General features: G+C 57.6%; 14 protein-coding genes. 8 read left to right on the top strand and 6 right to left on the bottom strand.

Annotated elements, in window-relative coordinates; genetic code table 11:
- Positions 1–57 precede the first annotated feature (57 nt).
- Complete coding sequence (locus tag EHO01S_RS14780; RefSeq protein WP_024524695.1) at positions 58–1,305, bottom strand: dicarboxylate/amino acid:cation symporter; 1,248 nt, start codon at positions 1,303–1,305, stop codon at positions 58–60.
- A gap of 238 nt (positions 1,306–1,543) precedes the next feature.
- Between EHO01S_RS14780 and psiE the strand changes: the two genes are divergently transcribed.
- Positions 1,544–1,951 carry a phosphate-starvation-inducible protein PsiE gene (gene psiE / locus EHO01S_RS14775; RefSeq protein ID WP_024524694.1) on the top strand — a complete coding sequence of 136 codons (408 nt, stop codon included), beginning with the start codon at positions 1,544–1,546 and terminating at the stop codon, positions 1,949–1,951.
- 68 nt (positions 1,952–2,019) lie between these two features.
- On the opposite strand, the gene malG is transcribed toward psiE, so the two are convergent.
- The 3 genes from malG to malE form a co-directional block, all read right to left on the bottom strand.
- Positions 2,020–2,910, bottom strand: coding sequence for a maltose ABC transporter permease MalG (gene malG, locus EHO01S_RS14770; protein WP_024524693.1), 891 nt, complete (start codon positions 2,908–2,910; stop codon positions 2,020–2,022).
- A gap of 14 nt (positions 2,911–2,924) precedes the next feature.
- Positions 2,925–4,496 (bottom strand): maltose ABC transporter permease MalF, encoded by a 1,572-nt coding sequence (malF, locus tag EHO01S_RS14765; RefSeq protein WP_024524692.1) that lies wholly within the window; start codon positions 4,494–4,496, stop codon positions 2,925–2,927.
- 138 nt (positions 4,497–4,634) lie between these two features.
- Positions 4,635–5,828, bottom strand: a complete 1,194-nt coding sequence (gene malE / locus EHO01S_RS14760; protein WP_024524691.1) for a maltose/maltodextrin ABC transporter substrate-binding protein MalE — start codon at positions 5,826–5,828, stop codon at positions 4,635–4,637.
- Positions 5,829–6,320: 492 nt separating this feature from the next.
- Between malE and malK the strand changes: the two genes are divergently transcribed.
- The 6 genes from malK (at position 6,321) to EHO01S_RS14730 (ending at position 13,786) form a co-directional block, all read left to right on the top strand.
- Complete coding sequence (gene malK / locus EHO01S_RS14755) at positions 6,321–7,430, top strand: maltose/maltodextrin ABC transporter ATP-binding protein MalK (RefSeq protein WP_024524690.1); 1,110 nt, start codon at positions 6,321–6,323, stop codon at positions 7,428–7,430.
- Positions 7,431–7,562: 132 nt separating this feature from the next.
- Positions 7,563–8,837 carry a maltoporin gene (locus EHO01S_RS14750; protein WP_024524689.1) on the top strand — a complete coding sequence of 425 codons (1,275 nt, stop codon included), beginning with the start codon at positions 7,563–7,565 and terminating at the stop codon, positions 8,835–8,837.
- Positions 8,838–8,946: 109 nt separating this feature from the next.
- The gene (malM, locus tag EHO01S_RS14745; protein ID WP_024524688.1) at positions 8,947–9,873 is read left to right on the top strand and encodes a maltose operon protein MalM; all 927 of its coding nucleotides are present in this window, start codon (positions 8,947–8,949) and stop codon (positions 9,871–9,873) included.
- A gap of 549 nt (positions 9,874–10,422) precedes the next feature.
- On the top strand, positions 10,423–10,929 hold the full coding sequence (gene ubiC / locus EHO01S_RS14740; protein ID WP_024524687.1) for a chorismate lyase: 507 nt from the start codon (positions 10,423–10,425) through the stop codon (positions 10,927–10,929).
- 25 nt (positions 10,930–10,954) lie between these two features.
- Positions 10,955–11,818, top strand: a complete 864-nt coding sequence (gene ubiA, locus EHO01S_RS14735) for a 4-hydroxybenzoate octaprenyltransferase (protein ID WP_024524686.1) — start codon at positions 10,955–10,957, stop codon at positions 11,816–11,818.
- A gap of 291 nt (positions 11,819–12,109) precedes the next feature.
- Positions 12,110–13,786 carry an OFA family MFS transporter gene (locus EHO01S_RS14730; RefSeq protein ID WP_024524685.1) on the top strand — a complete coding sequence of 559 codons (1,677 nt, stop codon included), beginning with the start codon at positions 12,110–12,112 and terminating at the stop codon, positions 13,784–13,786.
- 52 nt (positions 13,787–13,838) lie between these two features.
- On the opposite strand, the gene plsB is transcribed toward EHO01S_RS14730, so the two are convergent.
- Positions 13,839–16,295, bottom strand: a complete 2,457-nt coding sequence (gene plsB / locus EHO01S_RS14725; protein ID WP_024524684.1) for a glycerol-3-phosphate 1-O-acyltransferase PlsB — start codon at positions 16,293–16,295, stop codon at positions 13,839–13,841.
- 125 nt (positions 16,296–16,420) lie between these two features.
- On the opposite strand from plsB, the gene EHO01S_RS14720 reads away from it, so the two are divergent.
- The gene (locus tag EHO01S_RS14720) at positions 16,421–16,789 is read left to right on the top strand and encodes a diacylglycerol kinase (protein WP_024524683.1); all 369 of its coding nucleotides are present in this window, start codon (positions 16,421–16,423) and stop codon (positions 16,787–16,789) included.
- A gap of 82 nt (positions 16,790–16,871) precedes the next feature.
- Here EHO01S_RS14720 and EHO01S_RS14715 read toward each other — a convergent pair whose 3' ends face one another.
- The gene (locus EHO01S_RS14715) at positions 16,872–18,329 is read right to left on the bottom strand and encodes an anion permease (protein WP_035370713.1); all 1,458 of its coding nucleotides are present in this window, start codon (positions 18,327–18,329) and stop codon (positions 16,872–16,874) included.
- Between the last annotated feature and the right edge of the window lie 24 nt (positions 18,330–18,353).

Raw genomic sequence — 18,353 nt, 5'->3', positions numbered from 1 at the left:
CTTTGCCGCCAAAGAAAAACCCGGACTCGTCCGGGTTTTTTATGTCTAGCGTCGGCCTTACTCGATCGTGACCAACCGGCGTTGTAGCCAGGCCTTGCCCTCGACGAAGCGGGTCACCAGCATGGCGCATACCGTGTTACCGGTGGAGTTGAGTAGGGTCGCCGGAATGTCGATGATGGTACTGATGATCATGATGGTGCCGACCAACTCCGGTGAAAAGCCGAACACGGCGCAGATCATCAGTTCACCGGTCATGCCGCCGCTAGGAATCGCCCCCATCACCGCACCGACCAGGAAGGCAACGCTGATGATCGCCGCAATACTCATCGGGTCGCTCATGTCGCGACCAAACAGGGTAAACAGGAAGACGATCTTGATGATGCCGCCGATCACCGAACCATCCTTATGGGTATTGGCACCCAGCGGGATCACCGTCTCGGCGATGTCAGCCGGTACGCCCATCTTTTTGCTCGCCACCAGGTTGACCGGAATACAGGCGGCGCTAGAGGCGGTGGCGATAGCGGTGATCGCCGGGGTAAACACGTTGCCCCAGAACAGGCGGATGGCGGGACGACCGCCGGCGATGAAGGCATACAGGGTATTGGCCCCGAAGAAGTAGATCACCGTCAACACCAGGTAGAGCAGGAAAGCGTTCAGGTAGCCATGGATGATCTGCGGCCCTAGCGCTCCGACGGTGGCGGCGAAATAGCAGCCTAACCCTAGTGGCGCGGCGTACATGATGATCTTCACCATCTTCAAGATCACGGTGGTTCCGGCGCTGAGGAATTGGGCGACCGGGCGTCCCGGTTCACCGCTCAGCGCGGTCGCGAGTCCGAACAGAATGGCGAAGACGATCAGCGGCAGCAGATTAGATTTGGTAAACAGTTGGAGGAAGTCAGGAACGGTAAAGGTCGAGACGATCACCTCGCCTATCCCTTTGCTCTGCACCTGCGGCGCCGCCGGTAGATGGGCGATCAACGCCTGAGTGTCCACATTATGGAAGGGATTAAACAGATGGGTACCGGTGAAACCGATCAGCGCAGCCAACAGGGCGGTGGCGATGAATACCGAGAAAACGGTGCCCATAATCTTGCCCAGGCGTGACATTTGACGCATCTCGGCGATGGAGGCGGCGATACTGAGGAACACCAGCGGTACGATCACCACGAACATCAGATTCAGGAATAACTCGCCGATGGGTTGCACCAGGGTCGCTCGCTCGCCGAATAGGACACCGGCCAGCCCGCCGATGAGGATGCCGAGCAGCAGGCAGAGGGTGAACGAGTAGTGTCGGAGTATATGCATTGTATGGGTATCCCTGTCGAACGGTTATGTTCCGCCGCACTGCGCCGGTCTTTGTTATGCCATGTGGCTTCTCATCATTATCAACCCTGTTATCCGGTGCGCCAAGTTTCTGTATGACGGACATCGGCGGCGGCGTCCCCCCGGAGCGCACTTTTTTTGTCGTCAGGGGATAGACGGCCAAACGGCAATATTGTTAACTAGCTCACGCTATAGGCTTTTGCAAGCAAGGAGTTAACTTATGCCGGCAACTGAACGCGCCAACCGGGTGGCCATGGTGTTACAAGGGATCCTGAATATCGGCTTGATGGCGTTGGCGGCGATTCTGGTGATCTTTTTGGGCAAGGAGACCGTCACCCTGGCGGGTGTCTTGTTCGATGCTAATCAGAACGCTTCGACCTACATGCTGGTGGAAGGGATTGTTATTTATTTCCTCTACTTCGAATTTATTGCTCTGATCGTGAAGTATTTTCAATCGGGCTACCATTTTCCCCTACGCTACTTTATCTACATCGGTATCACGGCCATCATTCGCCTGATCATCGTCGATCATGAGAGCCCGAATGATACGTTGATCTACGCTTTTGCCATTCTGGTCTTGGTGATTGCCCTGTATTTGGCCAATACCGATCGGCTGAAGCGCGAATAAGGTAAAAAAAGGGCGGCCCGTAGGCCGCCAGTTACGCACACAGGTTACTGCTTTTTTAAGGGTAACGCTTAACCTTTCACACCTCCGGCGGTCAGTCCGCCCACCAGCCAGCGTTGTGCCAGCAAGAAGACGGCGGTGATCGGCAGGGCCGAGAGGACGGCTGCCGCGGCGAAATCGCCCCAGAGATAGTTTTGTGGATTGAGGTACTGTTGCATGCCGACCGCGAGCGTGTAAGTGTTGACGTCGCGCAGCAGTAGCGAGGCGACCGGCACTTCGGTAATGGCGGCGATAAAGGAGAGAATGAACACCACCGCCAAGATCGGCACTGAGAGCGGCAATAGCACCAGACGGAATGCCTGCCACGGCGTCGCGCCGTCCAATGCCGCCGCCTCTTCCAGTGAACCGTCGATGGTTTCAAAGTAGCCTTTAATGGTCCAGACATGCAGCGCAATACCTCCCATGTAGGCGAAGATCACCCCACCTAAGGTATTCAAGCCGAGGAACGGCACATACTGGCCGATGCGATCGAACAGGGCATACAGCGCCACCAACGACAGTACCGCCGGGAACATCTGGAAAATCAACATTCCTTTCAGGAGTGAGGACTTACCGCGGAACTTCATGCGGGCAAAGGCGTAGGCGCAGGTGGTCGAGAGGGCCAGGATGCCGATGGCGGTGCTGACCGCGACCTTGATCGAGTTCCATAGCCACAACAGTACCGGAAAGGGGGGCGGTGTCACACTACCGTCCGGCCCGGTCACGCTGATGCCCAGCGCCAATTTCCAGTGCTCCCAGGAGATGGTGTCTGGGATCAGACTGCCCGTCGCGAAGTTGCCGGGACGCAGTGAAATGGCGATGACCATCAGCAGCGGGAACATGATCAACGCGATGAACAGGATCATCAGCAGATGAGTCAGCCACAGGCGATAGCGCAGGGATTGGGGTTGAACCATGGCCATAGTCAGACGCCTCCTTAGTCAAAATTCATTTTACTGGCTTTCAGGTTGAGGATAGCCAACGCGCCGACTAACAGGAAAATCAGGGTAGCGATGGCGGCCGCTAAGCCAAAGTCTTGTCCACCGCCGCCTTCGAAGGCGATACGGTAGGTGTAGCTGACCAGCAAGTCGGTATAACCGGCCGGTGTTGAGGTGCCGAGCATGTCCGGGCCGCCATTGGTTAACAACTGAATCAGAACGAAGTTGTTAAAGTTAAAGGCGAAGCTAGCGATCATCAACGGTGTCAGCGGCTTGATAAGCATCGGTAAGGTGATGCGGAAGAAGTTTTGCAGTGGGCCCGCGCCATCCATCGCCGAGGCCTCATACAGATCTTCCGGGATCGCCTTGAGCAGTCCCATGCACAGGATCATCATGTAGGGGTAGCCCAGCCAGGTGTTGACGATCAGGATCATGCACTTGGCGGTGAGCGGATCGCTGAACCAGGCCGGGCGGATGCCGAACAACTGGCTGAGCATCATGTTGATCTCACCGAAGCTTTGGTTGAACAGCCCCTTGAAGATCAGGATCGAGATAAACGCCGGTACCGCATAGGGGAGGATCAGCAGTACGCGGTAGAATGCGCGTCCACGCAGCGACTCCCACTGCACCACACAGGCCAGCACCATACCAACGGCGACGGTGAACACTACCGTCAACACGGAGAAGATGATTGTCCAGATAAAGATGCTGATGAAAGGCTGGCGGATACCCTCATCGTTGACCACCCGTAGGAAGTTTTTCCACCCCGTCGAGACGGTGAAGCCCGGACTAAGGCGCTCACTGCGCCAGTCACCTTCGGCATTGACTGCCTGATAGAAGCCGCTCTCGAGGTTGGGGCGATAGGTGATGCCACTTTGGTTATCCGTCAGACTCTGGCCATCCTCGCCGAGGGTGTAGAGTGGCCGGCTGGCGGCGAACTGGCGTAGCGAGCTCATACGCAACTGAGCGCCATCGGGCAACAGGGCGACCAGGGAATTCAGCGACTGGCGGTGCTGGGTGACGACACGTAGCGTCGCCGCTTGACCTTGCGGTATCTGATCGACCGCCGTCATAGCGATATGTTGATCATCTTGGGCCAAGTTGAAAGGTGCGGAAAGGTAGTGTTGACCACTTTGTGCATCATTCAGCAACAGGCGCCAGTTGGCACCGTCAGGATAGAGGTGAAAGGCGTAGACTTGCCCGCTGGTGAACATGCGTTGCAACAGGACGGATTGGGCGCGTTCTTGGCTAAGCTGGTTGGTGCTACTGTAGTTGGTAAACGCAATCGCGATGGTGCAAATCAAGGGAAACAGGACGAATAGCCCCATCCCGGCCATTCCCGGATAGACATAACGCCAGGCATAGGTGCGGCGATTGGCGAAGATATATAGCCCGCTTCCCAACAGGATCAGGGTCAGCATGGCGAATAGGTATTCCCCTTGGGAATACATAACCACGGTCAGGTAGCCGGTTACTAGCGTGAGTATGCCGACCGCCAGCCATTTTAACCCATTACGTAGGCAGAGCCGACGGGGTTCGGCGGCGGGATATTCAGTTTGGGATAGTGACATGGGCACGCCCTCATTCTACTTGCCACACCGGAGACGGCGCGCCGAAAGGGCGCTTTTGGCAGCGGTTAATGCGATGGGGATGATCCCGCCGTCGCGGCCTGCGGGGGACAGGCGCGCGGGCGGCGGGTCAGCCACGGTTTACTTTTTGGTGATACGCTCCTTGGCGCTTTCCAGGGCCTGAGCGACGCTTTGGCGACCATTGATCGCATTGATGATCGCTGCCCGTTCGGCGTACCAGAAAGCGCTCATCTGCGGGATGTTTGGCATGATTTCACCTTTCTGGGCGTTCTGCATGGTGGCCGCAATGCGCGGGTCTTTCTCCAGCACCTGCTGATAAGACTTCAGCGCTACGGCGCCCAGCGGTTTGTCTTTATTGACCATCGCCAGGCCACTGTCGGTCAGCAAGTAGTTTTCGATGAACTCCGTCGCCAACTCTTTGTTCGGGCTGGCCGCATTGATCCCGGCGCTTAGCACGCCGACGAAGGGTTTTGAGGGGTGGCCTTTAAAGGTTGGCAGTAGGGTGACGCCATAGTTGATACCGCTCTTCTCGATGTTGGACCAGGCCCACGGCCCGTTGATGGTCATCGCGGTCTGTCCTTTGTTAAAGGCGGCTTCGGCGATGGAGTAGTCGGTATCGGCGTTAATGTGCTTGTTCTTCACCAGATCGACCAGGAACTGGAGGCCGGCGCGGGAGCCCGCGTTATCGACGCCGACATTCTGGATGTCGTAATGGCCGTTGGTGTATTTAAAGGCATAGCCCCCATCCGCGGCGATCAGCGGCCAGGTGAAGTAAGGCTCTTGCAGGTTCCACATGATGGCGCTCTTGCCTTCGGCGCGTAGCTTCTTATCCAGCGCCGGGATCGCTTCCCAGCTCTTCGGCGGATTCGGCAAGATATCCTTGTTATAGATCAGCGACAAGGCTTCGACGGCGATCGGGTAGGCAATCAGTTTGCCATTATAGCGTACCGCGTCCCAGGTGAAGGGATAGAGCTTATCTTGGAACGCCTTGGAGGGATGGATTTCAGCCAACAGGCCGGACTGCGCGTAACCGCCGAAACGGTCGTGTGCCCAGAAGATGATGTCTGGGCCGTCACCGGTGGCGGCGACTTGCGGGAATTTCTCTTCTAACTTATCGGGGTGCTCGACCGTTACCTTGATACCGGTATCCTGTTCGAATTTCTTACCCACCTCGGCCAGCCCGTTGTAGCCCTTGTCACCGTTGATCCAGATGACCAGCTTACCCTCTTCGATCTTGGCTAACGCCGGCCCGGAAACGAGCAGCGTGGCCAGGGCGCCGAGCGCGATGGTTTTTAGCGTGGATTTCTTTGTCATAGTGCAGTCCTTGTAGTCCTGTCGGGGAAATGACGAGCGCGGGCCGCTAAGCGGCGGAGCCACATCGTACGCTGCGTTCATGGGGCTGTAGCCTCGTGTCGGCCTATGACCGGGAAGCGGGAGCTCCGATGTGCTGTCATAGTCAGCGAGCATCCGCGAATTCTCATCCTCCCCCGCTCTACGCCCTGTCGGCCTTTCTTGTGATCTGCTTAACACAAATTGGTTATATGTGGGGGATAGCGCAAAATCTCTGGCGCGATTTTGCAGCCAGGATCACGATTCCGTCACCAGAAGCGCATTGCACGCCGTACCGCGCCAGCCGCTATCCTCCTACCCCCTCCACCAGCAAAAAAACGCGGATGGATGATCCCCGCATGGACGTTTTTCACGCACCATCGACAGCATTCAATAAGGCGCAGTGTGTTTCTCTTTCCGCCTCTCCCTTTGCGAGGCGCGCTGTAGCCACCACTTTGTAACGGACAGGAGCGGCGCATGGCGAACGTATCACTGCGTAATGTGTATAAGGCGTACGGTGAGGCCGTGATCTCCCGGGATATCAACCTGGATATTGACGATGGTGAGTTTGTGGTGTTCGTCGGGCCCTCGGGCTGCGGTAAGTCGACGCTGCTGCGTATGATCGCCGGTCTGGAGGATATTACTTCTGGCGATCTGCATATTGGCGGCGTCCGCATGAATGATGTAGCGCCGGCGAAGCGCGGTATCGGCATGGTATTCCAATCTTACGCCCTCTATCCCCACCTGTCGGTAGCCGACAACATGTCTTTCGGCCTCAAGCTGGCGGGTGTCAGCAAGACGGTGATCCAACAACGAGTGAATCAGGTGGCCGAGATCCTGCAACTGGCCCACTTGTTGGATCGGCGTCCCAAGGCGCTCTCAGGCGGTCAGCGCCAGCGTGTGGCGATTGGACGGACCCTGGTGGCAGAGCCGGACGTCTTTCTGCTGGATGAGCCGCTCTCCAACTTGGATGCCGCGTTGCGTGTACAAATGCGCATCGAAATCTCTCGCCTGCATAAGCGCCTGAAACGCACCATGATTTATGTCACTCACGATCAGGTCGAGGCGATGACCTTGGCCGACAAGATCGTGGTCTTGGACGCAGGTCGTATCGCACAGGTCGGCCGCCCCCTTGAGCTATATCACTACCCCGCCGACCGCTTTGTCGCCGGTTTTATCGGCTCCCCCAAGATGAACTTCTTGCCCGTCAAGGTCAACGAGGCGCAGATGGCGCAGGTTCGGGTTGAACTGCCCAACCGCCAGCTTATCTGGCTACCGGTGGAAGGTGAAGGGCTGCGCCCTGGTAGCAATCTGTCGTTGGGGATCCGTCCCGAGCATCTGGTACCGAGCGAGCAAGCCGAAGTGACGCTCTCCGGAGAGGTGCAAGTCGTCGAACAGTTAGGTAATGAAACCCAGATCCACATTCAGATCCCGGCGTTGCGGCAAAACCTGGTGTATCGCCAGAACGACGTGGCCTTGGTCGATGAGGGCGCCACGCTAGCCATTGGTCTGCCAGCGGAGCGTTGTCATCTGTTCCGTGAGGATGGTAGCGCCTGTCGGCGCTTGTACCAGGAGCCGGGGGTCTAATGACCGAGTTCCGCCATGGCAAGGGGCGGAGGGTGGGGGCGCGAAGAAGGAGAGAGACGCTTAGTGCAAACCCCGTGATAACGCATTGAAAAGTAATAAAACGCCGTGAGGCATCCCTTAAACAGGAGAACAATGATGAATATGCGCAAACTGCCGCTGGCATTGGCCGTGGCCAGCGTCGTCCTGTCGTCGCAAGCGATGGCGGTCGACTTCCACGGGTATGCCCGTTCCGGTATCGGTTGGAGCTCCAAGGGTGGAGATCAGAAGTGTTTTCAAGCAGCGGGTGCTGGCTCTAAATACCGTTTGGGTAACGAGTGCGATACCTATGCCGAGCTGAAACTGGGCCAAGAGTTGTGGAAGAGCGGCGATCAGAGTTTCTACCTGGATAGCAACGTCGCCTACGGTATCGATCAGGCGAATGACTGGGAAAGTACCAATCCGGCGTTTCGTGAGATTAACGTACAAGGTAAGAACGTGATCAGTTGGCTGCCCGGTTCCACCCTATGGGCCGGTAAGCGTTACTACCAGCGTCACGACGTCCACATGATCGACTTCTACTACTGGGATATCTCCGGTCCGGGTGCCGGTCTGGAAAACATCGATCTCGGCTTCGGTAAACTGTCCTTGGCGGTAACCCGTAATACCGAGTCCGGTGGCTCTTACTCCTACTTCTTGGATCAGAGTAATAAGAGAAAGGTTCAGGATACCGCTAACGATGTTTACGATATCCGTTTGGCTGGCCTACAGACCAACCCGGGCGGTTCACTGGAGTTAGGCTTCGATTACGGTCGCGCTAACGTTGATGACGGCTATTACCTGGCACCGGGCGCCAGCAAAGACGGTTATATGTTCACCGCCGAACATACCCAATCACTGTGGGGGGGGTTCAACAAGTTCGTGGTGCAGTACGCCACCGACTCGATGACCGCCAGTAACAGCGGCCACTCCAGCGGCTCCAGTGTGAATGACAATGGCCATATGATCCGCGTGCTCAACCATGGCGCAATGGACTTCAACGACAAATGGGGCCTGATGTATGTCGCCATGTATCAGAACGTCGATCACGATGTGCAGAATGGGTCGACCTGGTACACCGCCGGTGTGCGTCCGATGTACAAGTGGACGCCGATCATGAGCACCCTGTTCGAAGCGGGCTATGACAATGTGAAGTCGCAGAAAACCGGCGCGCGTAACGAGCTGTATAAGTTGACACTGGCGCAGCAGTGGCAGGCGGGCGATAGCGTCTGGTCCCGTCCGGCGATCCGTCTCTTCGCCACCTATGCCAACGGTAAGAATGACTGGAAAACTGATGAGCAAGGGATTCAGGTCAACACCCAACCGGGGGATAACCGTGGGGTAGGCGTACCGGGCTGGTCCTTCGGTGCCCAGATGGAAGCTTGGTGGTAAGAGGCTGATGCGGCGTCTGGTACGCCGCTCAGATTGCCCGGCCGGTATCGCTTGCCTGATACCGGCCGGCGCGTAAGTACGTTCTGCGTATGACAGAGGGATAATAACGATGAAAAATACCGTAAACCGCATCACTCGCGGCGTGCTGTTGGCCTGTGCGCTGTGCGTCAGCCTGCCGACGCTGGCCGACACCCTGCAACCGACGGATGTCGCCGCCGCTCCCGAATTAAGTCACACCACGTTGCAAGCGCTGCATTGGCAGCCGTTGACCCCGCCGACAGATACCACGATCACCTTGGGGCCACAGAGTCAAACCCTCAATCAGGGTGAGATCCAGGGCGCGGTTGCGGCCTTGGCCTTACCGGCGAACCGTGGTTCGTTAGAAATCACGCTGAGCAGCCGTCTGCATAATAAGCAGCTCTATGTGCCCAATGTGTTGGTGCTCGACCAGCATCTACGCCCGGCGGCTTACTATCCGGGCAGCTATTTTTCCTACCGTCAGCCCGGTGTGATGAGCGGTGACCGCTTGGAGGGCACGATGAAGCTGACGCCGGTGTTGGGGCAGCAGCAGATCTACTTATTGATCTACACCACACGCCAGGATCTCACGACGAAGACGCAGATGATCAATCCAGCTAAGGCCTATGCGGCCGGTGTTGGCAATGCGGTGCCGGATATTCCCGATCCCTATGCTAGCCATGCGGCGCAAGGGGTGTTGAACATTCAGGCCCGTGTCGAACGGCAAAGCGGCAATGTGATGATCGGCGCCTTGTTGCCGAGTGGCGACGCCCCGGCCGATGTGGTGGTCGGCGGCCAGCCGTGGGCGAACGGCGTTCCAGGGAATACCCAGACCAGCGTAGCCGCGCCGAGTGAACCGATGTTGGCGGAGACCGCGGCCTACTTCGACCGGAGCATTCGTAGCGCGGTGCGTCAGGGCAATATCGACAAGGCGTTACGCTTGATGAATGAAGCGGAGCGTCTCGGATCGACCACGGCCCGAGAAACCTTTATCCGCAGCGTAAAAGGCAAGGGTTAACCGGTGGGAGGGCTGCCCTCCTACCACACTACGTTACGGATGTGGCTGGATGACTGGTGCGCCTGCGCGCACCTTTTTTTATGCCGCAGGTAGCCAGTCAATCATGCGGCGTCGCTGTCGCGTCTGTCATTTCTTATTTGCGTGCGGGCCATAGGGGCTGCGTATTGAGCCGCCAGCACCAGAACAGGGTAACAGGGGGCGTGCTGCTCCCTCGCGGTTATCGTTAGGTAATGGACGCGCTCCCCCTCGTCTTGCGCCAGGTTTAACGCTGTTTAGCGCAGGCTGCCTGCGCACGCCCGTCTCGCCCTAGTTTCACGCTATTATGCGCCGTGTCTGATCCGTCTGGGCTGCGCCATCGTTGCTATACTCACGCGCTCATCCCGTCACCGGGATCCGCGGGGGCGTTCTTTTCTCCGGAGGCGGGGCGACGCAGGGGCATAGATTGCGGCAACGCTGCCTCATCTGCCTAATCTGGGGTACACTGATGCGCAATTCTTGGCTGACTGGATGCCGCCTTGGAGTGTAGGGCGTGAGGATGAGATGTACGGCATGGCGGAACAATTGGAGCCATTGCGGGTGACGCGCTGGCAACCGCTGGATCAGGTCGCGTTGCCCCCCGAATATCATAGCTGGTTGGCTGAGCCGGGATCGATGACCCGCCGTTTAGAGCAACATTGCATGCGGCTTGAGGTGAGGGTACTGCGCGAAGCATGGGTGACGGCTACGCAACTGAGAGGCCATGAGCGCGCGCAATTGCCGGAGGGCGATGGTTACTGGTTGCGTGAAGTTCAGTTGTGCGGCGATGGGGTGGCGTGGCTGTTCGGCCGCACCTTGATACCCGCGCAGACGCTGACGGGGGAGGGGCAGGCGCTGCGCCGGTTGGGGAATACACCATTGGGACGCTACCTGTTCAGCGGTATCCCCTTACAACGCGAGGCGATCCTGGTCGGTCATCAGGGGACGCTGTGGGCGCGTTGTAGTCGTCTGCGTGTTTCCGGCCAACTGTTGTTATTGACGGAGCTTTTTTTAGCGGATGCCCCCATATATGACCGATAATATCCATGAGCGGAGGGAGTAAGGTGTGGAGGGACTCATGACCCAAGGCAAGTGGTTGGCGTATTGCCGTCTGATGCGAATCGATAAGCCGATAGGGTCGCTGTTGCTCTTGTGGCCGACCTACTGGGCACTATGGCTGGCGGGGGGAGGGCTTCCTGGCGGGAAGTTATTATTCGTCTTCACCAGTGGTGTCTTCTTTATGCGCGCCGCGGGTTGCGTCATTAATGACTTTGCCGATCGCAACTTTGATGGTCATGTGAAACGTACCTGCCAGCGACCGCTGCCCAGCGGGGCGCTCTCCGAGCGTGAGGCTAAAACGCTCTTTGTCTTGCTGGTGGCGCTGTCGTTCGCCTTGGTGTTGACGTTGAATGCCTTGACGATTTGGCTGTCGGTAGCGGCATTGACGCTGGCTTGGATCTACCCCTTCATGAAGCGCTTTACTCATCTGCCGCAAGTCGTTCTGGGGATGGCTTTCGGCTGGTCGATACCGATGGCCTATGCCGCCGTGAGCGAGAGCTTGCCATTGAGTTGCTGGCTACTTTTCGCCGCCAATATCTGCTGGACCGTGGCTTACGATACCCAATATGCGATGGTGGATCGTGACGACGATCTGCGTATCGGCATCAAGTCGACGGCGATCCTGTTCGGTCGTTATGATCGTCTGATCGTCGGTCTGCTTCAGTTGATGACCCTACTACTACTGTCGTTGGTGGGCAGTTTGAATCAGCTTGGCGCGCCCTATTATTGGGGGCTGTTGCTGGTGGGCGGGATGTTCGTCTACCAGCAGCGCTTGATCGTGCAGCGCGCCCGTCCCGCTTGTTTTCAGGCCTTCATGAGCAACAACTATGTCGGACTGATCCTGTTTCTGGCGATTTGGCTAGCGCTGTGATCCTCGCGCGGCGGGCTACGGCCCGCCGTGATTCTCATAATCGCTTCTCGATTATCATTATTTCCCGTGCGTTGACCCACATTGATAGCTTTTGCGCGCGTTTGCCGCGTAGCCGTGCGAGACAGTGATGAAACTGTAATTTAACATTTCATCTTTCTTTGTTACTTGTCACAAAGCGATACCTTCATCCGCTGTTGAACGATTTTTGAACAGTAATGGTACGCCTCCTGCTAACTCTGTTGACTCTATCTCGCAGTGCGTTGGCGCACGATTCAGAACAGGAGATGCATCATGAGTGTCGAGAATGCCTTAGCGACGACGTTGGTGGATGGGGCCGTGCCGGCGCATCGTCCCGGCTTCCTCAGCAAGGCGCGTATCATCGCCCGGCCGGGGTTTAACCGCTGGTTGGTTCCTCCAGCAGCCTTGGCCATCCATCTGTGTATCGGTATGGCCTATGGCTTTTCTGTCTTTTGGTTGCCGCTATCGCGGGTATTGGGTGGTGCGCAGCCGTTGACCTGCCCAGCGCAGATGCCTGCCTGGCGCGAGCTATTTACCACCCAGTGCGACTGGCGCATCTCCATGCTGGGATGGACCTATACTCTCTTCTTTATTTTCCTCGGCTGTTCGGCGGCATTGTGGGGGAGTTGGCTGGAGAAGGCTGGTCCGCGTAAGGTGGGGCTGGTGGCAACCGCGTGTTGGTGTGGCGGCCTGCTGCTGTCTGCGTTGGGCGTGTATCTGCATCAGTTGTGGCTGATCTGGCTGGGCTCCGGCGTCATCGGTGGCATCGGTTTGGGGCTGGGCTACATCTCGCCGGTATCGACCTTGATCCGCTGGTTCCCCGATCGACGTGGCATGGCGACGGGACTGGCGATCATGGGCTTTGGCGGCGGTGCGATGGTCGGCGCTCCCTTAGCCAATACTCTAATGGGCGTTTATGCCGCCTCGGGCGGTCAGGGTGTATGGCAGACCTTTCTGACCTTGGCGCTGATCTACCTGGTCTTCATGCTGTGTGGGGCGTTGGCGTACCGTATTCCGCCGATCGGTTGGCATCCGGTTGGGCAGGCTCCCGCTGTGACGAGCGGCAAGGGGCGCATGGCGTCCCACTCCTGTGAGGTGCATGTCAGTGTGGCCTGGCGGACGCCACAATTCTGGTTAGTATGGGCGGTATTGTGCCTCAATGTCTCCGCCGGAATCGGGATCATCGGCATGGCCTCACCGCTGTTGCAGGAGGTCTTCGCGGGACGTCTGCTTGGTACGGAACAGCGTTTCGCCGAGCTGTCGGCGGGTCAGTTAGCCCAAGTGGCCGCTATCGCCGCCGGTTTCACCGGCCTGTTAAGCCTGTTTAATATCGGTGGGCGTTTCTTCTGGGCGGCGCTCTCCGATCGCATCGGGCGTAAGTCGACCTTCCTGTTGTTTTTCGCCCTTGGCGCACTGTTATACAGCGCTTTGCCGTCACTGGGGGCGCTCGGTAGCGTCGCCTTGTTCGTGCTGGCTTTCTGTTTAATCATCTCGATGTATGGTGGCGGCTTCGCCACGGTACCCGCCTATCTGGCCGATCTGTTCGGCACTCAGATGGTCGGCGCGATCCATGGTCGCCTGTTAACCGCTTGGTCTGCCGCCGGCATTATCGGTCCGGTATTGGTTAATTACTTGCGTGAATATCAGTTGGCGCACGGTGTCGCTCGGGCTCAAGCCTATTCGGTGACGTTGTATATTCTGGCAGGGCTGTTACTGGCCGGTTTGATCTGTAATCTGCTGATCCGCCCAGTCGATCGGCGTCATGCCATGAGTGAGGCTCAACTGGCACAGGCGCGCTCGTTGTATAAGATCGATCCCCATGCCCAACTGTGTTGGGCGGCGGATAGGCGCAGCCATCCCTGGGTGGTGCTTGCCTGGGTAGCGGTTGGGTTGCCATTACTCTGGGGATGTTGGATCACCGTGTTACAGGCCAGTCAGTTATTCGGTTAGGTCCAGAGGAGAGAAAGTACACGCCCGGCGAGGCCGAGCGTGTCGAGAGAGGTTAGCTGTTGGCGTCCTGGTTGCCGTCGCTCTCCTCCAGTGCAGCGAGGCTGACGCTTTCGATGGTCAGGCGGATTTCGGGGGTTAACAGCGCCGCCAACAGATTGTAGATCTCCCGTGTCTGTTCGCGTACTGCGTCGCCGACATCGTTGATATAGCCTTCGGCGCGTAGCGTCGCCACCAGGGTGGCGAACACCGCCTTGTCAAAGAACTCCGGTGCATTGATGCCGTGCAGCACTGAGAGTCGTTGGGCCAGGATGCGGCTTTCCTTCTCTAGGGCACCACGGCTGATGCTGGGATTGGCGCTTAGCAGGGAGAAGGTGATGGCATAGCGCTGTAACGTCTCGCGTACCCCGGCCGAAAGTAGCTGGAGAGTACGGATGCGTGCCGGGTTGATGCTCAGCATGTCATCCTGAAGGCAGATTAACTGTTGGCGGCACAGCTCATCGATGATCGGGCGCAGCACCTGCGGCAGCGCCTGCGGCGCATAATGCATAAATAGCTCTTGCTTCAACATCGGGTAGATCACCGCCACTTGGCGCAGTAGCTCGGCGTGTGAGATCTGGCGATGGTGGATCACCATGCTAGCGACCAGCGACGGTAGCACCAGCATATGCTGGATGTTGTTGCGGTAATAGGTCATCAATACCGCCTGTTCACGCGGCAGAATGATCAGATCGCCGATGTTATCCTGCTCGACCTCGAACTTATTCATTTGCAGGGCGTGATCCAACAACGCCTGGGCATCGTGTGCTGGCAGTGTCGCATCGGGGGCATAGGGGGCGTTCTGCAACAGTTGCAGGTAGCATTCCAACTGTTCCAACAGTTGCTCGCGGGTTAACGCCCGTTGGCGTGAGGCGAGCAGCGCCGTGGCGCACAGGTTCATGGCGTTTGCCGCCGCCGCCTTGTTGATGTTGACCATCACTTCCGTAGCGATGCTGTTGACGCTGGGGGTGAGCCAATGTGGGCGCTGCGCCTCGATCGGGTCGATCGCCTCGCGCCACTCCGGCACGTGGTGATTCAGCCAGACGTTGAGCGAGATAGGCTCCCCGAAGTTGACATAACCCTGGCCCAGGTTGCGTAGCTTACGCAACCCGCGCACCATCTGCGGCAGACTCTCCTTCTCTTTGGTCGCGCCGCGTAACTCTTTGGCATAGGTGGCGACCTCCATCACGTGCTCGTAGCCGATGTAGACCGGTACCAGCGTGATCGGGCGTTTACCGCCGCGCAGCATGGCTTGCAGCGTCATCGCCAGGGTGCCGGTCTTCGGCTCTAGCAGACGACCGGTACGTGAGCGCCCACCTTCCATAAAGTATTCGACGGAGTAGCCACGGCTGAACAGCTCGCCGAGGTACTCGCGGAATACCGTGGAGTAGAGCTTATTGCCCTTGAAGGTCCGCCGGATGAAGAAAGCGCCGAGGCGGCGGAAGATCGGCCCCGCCGGCCAGAAGTTGAGGTTGATGCCAGCAGCGATATGCGGCGGCACGAGTCCTTGATGGTAGAGTACGTAAGAAAGTAGCAGATAGTCCATGTGACTGCGATGGCAGGGGACGTAGACGATCTCATGACCATCTTGTGCCAACTGGCGGACGCGTTCGGCGTTATGGACGTTGATCCCCTGATACAGGCGGTTCCAGGTCCAGCTCAGTACACGATCGGAGAGACGAACCGCTTCATAAGTAAAGTTGGCGGCGATCTCTTCCATCAGTGCCACAGCATTCTGCTGGGCTTTTTCCCGAGAGATTTTCTTGCTGCGCGCTTCGTCTTCGACGGCTTTCTCGATAGCCTTGGAGGCGAGTAGCTTGTTAAACAACGCTTGGCGATCGGGCAGACGCGGGCCGACGGCGGCCAGGCGTAGACGGGAGAAGTGCATACGCGCCACACGCGCCAGCTTCTGGGCGATGGTCTTGTCGGTGCCGTGCTCATCGGCCATATAGCGCAGGGAGACGGTATTGGAGAAGCGCACAAAGCTGTCGCGTCCCAGCCACAGTACGGCGAAGAATTTTTGAATGCCATTGAGCAGACGTAGCTGCGGAGCGCCCTTGTGATCTTCGCGGCCCGGTGCGCGGCCAAACATCACTGAGACTGGCACCATCTGGATGTCCAGCGATGGGTTATTACGATGCAGATCCAGGTAATCGAGGAACAGCTTGACCGAGGCCTGTTTCGGGGCGTAGTAGCGGAAAACGCGCGGGCCGTCATCAACGAAGACGTAACGCGGCAGGATGGCGCCGTCGATCTCATTGTCGTCCAGCGGATCGGGCAGGTCGAGCGCCAGACAACGATCACGCAAGGTCAGTAGGTCAGCCTTGGAATTATAGGGCAAGACATAGAACACTGGCCGAGTGGTATCCAGACGCAACTCGGCGATCGGATCGGTGGGAATGACCTTGCTCTTAACCAGTAATTTAAGCGGTAAATTCAACAGCTTGTAATATATTTTACGCCATCCGGACATAAAAGTATCAGCCTCTTGTTAGCAATGCGCGGCAAGGATACCAGAAAGCGGCCCTGAGATCTGTGGTGCCGGGATCACGGGAAGCAGCTAAAATGCCCGGCAACGCTTACTGTTATGGATCCTTTATGAATAGTACTACAGGTTTTACTCGTATCATCAAGGCGGCTGGTTACTCGGTAAAAGGGCTACAGGCAGCCTGGCGTCATGAGGCGGCCTTCCGTCAGGAGAGTCTGTTATTGCTGGCGGCAGTATTGCTGGCGGCTTGGCTCGACGTCTCGGTGGTGGAACGTTTCCTATTGATCGGCAGTGTGACATTGGTGCTGATCCTGGAGATTGTCAACAGCGCCATCGAGGCGGTAGTCGACCGTATCGGCAGCGAGCGTCACGAACTGTCTGGTCGAGCCAAGGATATGGGATCGGCGGCGGTGTTTATCGCCTTATGGTTGGCGTTGTTCGCTTGGGGCAGCATTTTGTGGAGCCATTACGGATCTTGATGGTCGAGCCCGATAAAAAAATAACCCCCTGCGCTGGGCAGGGGGTTCGATGCGTTAACTTGTGAGGGTGTGTGCTAGCGCCTCAGTTCCACAGCGCCATGATCGGCCAACCGATGGCCAGCAGAGCGGTAATGTAAATCACCCCAAAGATAGCCCCCAGACGCCAGTAGTCTTTCGACTTCACGTAGCCACAGCCGTAGATGATGATCCCCGGGCCCGTCGCGTATGGCGTCAAACAGCCCATCAGACCAATGGACAGCACCAACAACAGGCACAGTTGATCCATCGGCACGCCCGGAATGCTCTGAGCGACCGCCAGGATCACCGGCAGCATGGTTGCGGTGTGGGCCGTCAGGCTGGCGAAGAGATAGTGGGCGAAGTAGAACACCAGTACTAGAGCGATCACCGTCGCGGTCGGCGAGAATCCAGCCAGATGAACACTCATGGTTTTAGCAAACCACTCGATGAAGCCGGAACGGGTCAGGCCGTTAGCCATCACCACCAAGGTAGACAAGTTGACCAAGGTGTTCCAGGCGCCGCTGTACTTGGTGACGTCTTTCCAAGGCACCACGTGCAACGCCAGCATCAGGGCGACGGCGAGCAACGCCACGGCGGTGGCGTTGATGAATTTCCCACCGAAGACCCATAGCGCCAGGCTCAACAGCACCAGGCAGATCAGCGTGATTTCGCGACGGGTCAAGGCCCCCATCTCTTTCAGCGCGCCGCCGGCCCAGGTCGCGACCTGTTCACTGTGGGTAACGGTCGGTTTATACAGCACGTAGGAGAGCCACGGTGCCACCACCAGCAGCAGCAAACCGACCGGTAGGAAGCCTAAGAACCACTGAGTCCAGGAGATCTGGATGCCGGCGATCTTGTTCACGAATTCGATACCCAGCACGTTCGGCGCAGCCCCGGTCACGAACATGGAGGAGCTGATGCTGGTACTGATCACCATCATCCACATCAGGTAGCTACCGATGCGACGTGAGGAGGGATCGTTGGGGTGAGAGTCGAACAGCGGCGGCAGGTTTTTGATCACCGGGAAGACGGTGCCACCGGTACGCGCGGTATTGGACGGTGTAAAAGGGGCTAACAAGATGTCAATGATGACGATGGCGTAACCAAGAGTGAGCGTTCGCTTACCCATGAATTTGACCAGTAACAGCGCGATACGCCGCCCCAGGCCGCTGACCTCATATCCCAAGGCAAAAATGAAGGCGCCGAACACCAACCACACGGTGGTGCTAGAGAAGCCAGCTAGCCCCCATTTCAACGCTTGTTTACTGGCGTTAAAGGCAGGATCGGCCAATTCGCTGGGGTTGAACAGCAAGAACTGATTGCCGAGGACCACGATGGTCACGGCGATGAAGCTGATAGCGGTTGCCGGGATGGGTTCGAGGATCATGCCGACGATCATGGCGACAAACACGGCAAAGTAATGCCAAGCCTGCGGCGGCATGCCATCGGGGACTGGGATCATAAACATAATCCCCATCACCACGAGGGGCGCGAGTAGTTTCCCTATTTTCTCTTTGGACATAACTGATGACTCCGGTAAGGATGA

The organism is Edwardsiella hoshinae NBRC 105699 = ATCC 33379, assembly GCF_000474215.1.
Lineage (GTDB): Bacteria > Pseudomonadota > Gammaproteobacteria > Enterobacterales > Enterobacteriaceae > Edwardsiella > Edwardsiella hoshinae.
The sequence above is the reverse complement of the archived record's forward strand: the minus strand, read 5'-3'. Positions and strand labels throughout refer to the sequence as shown.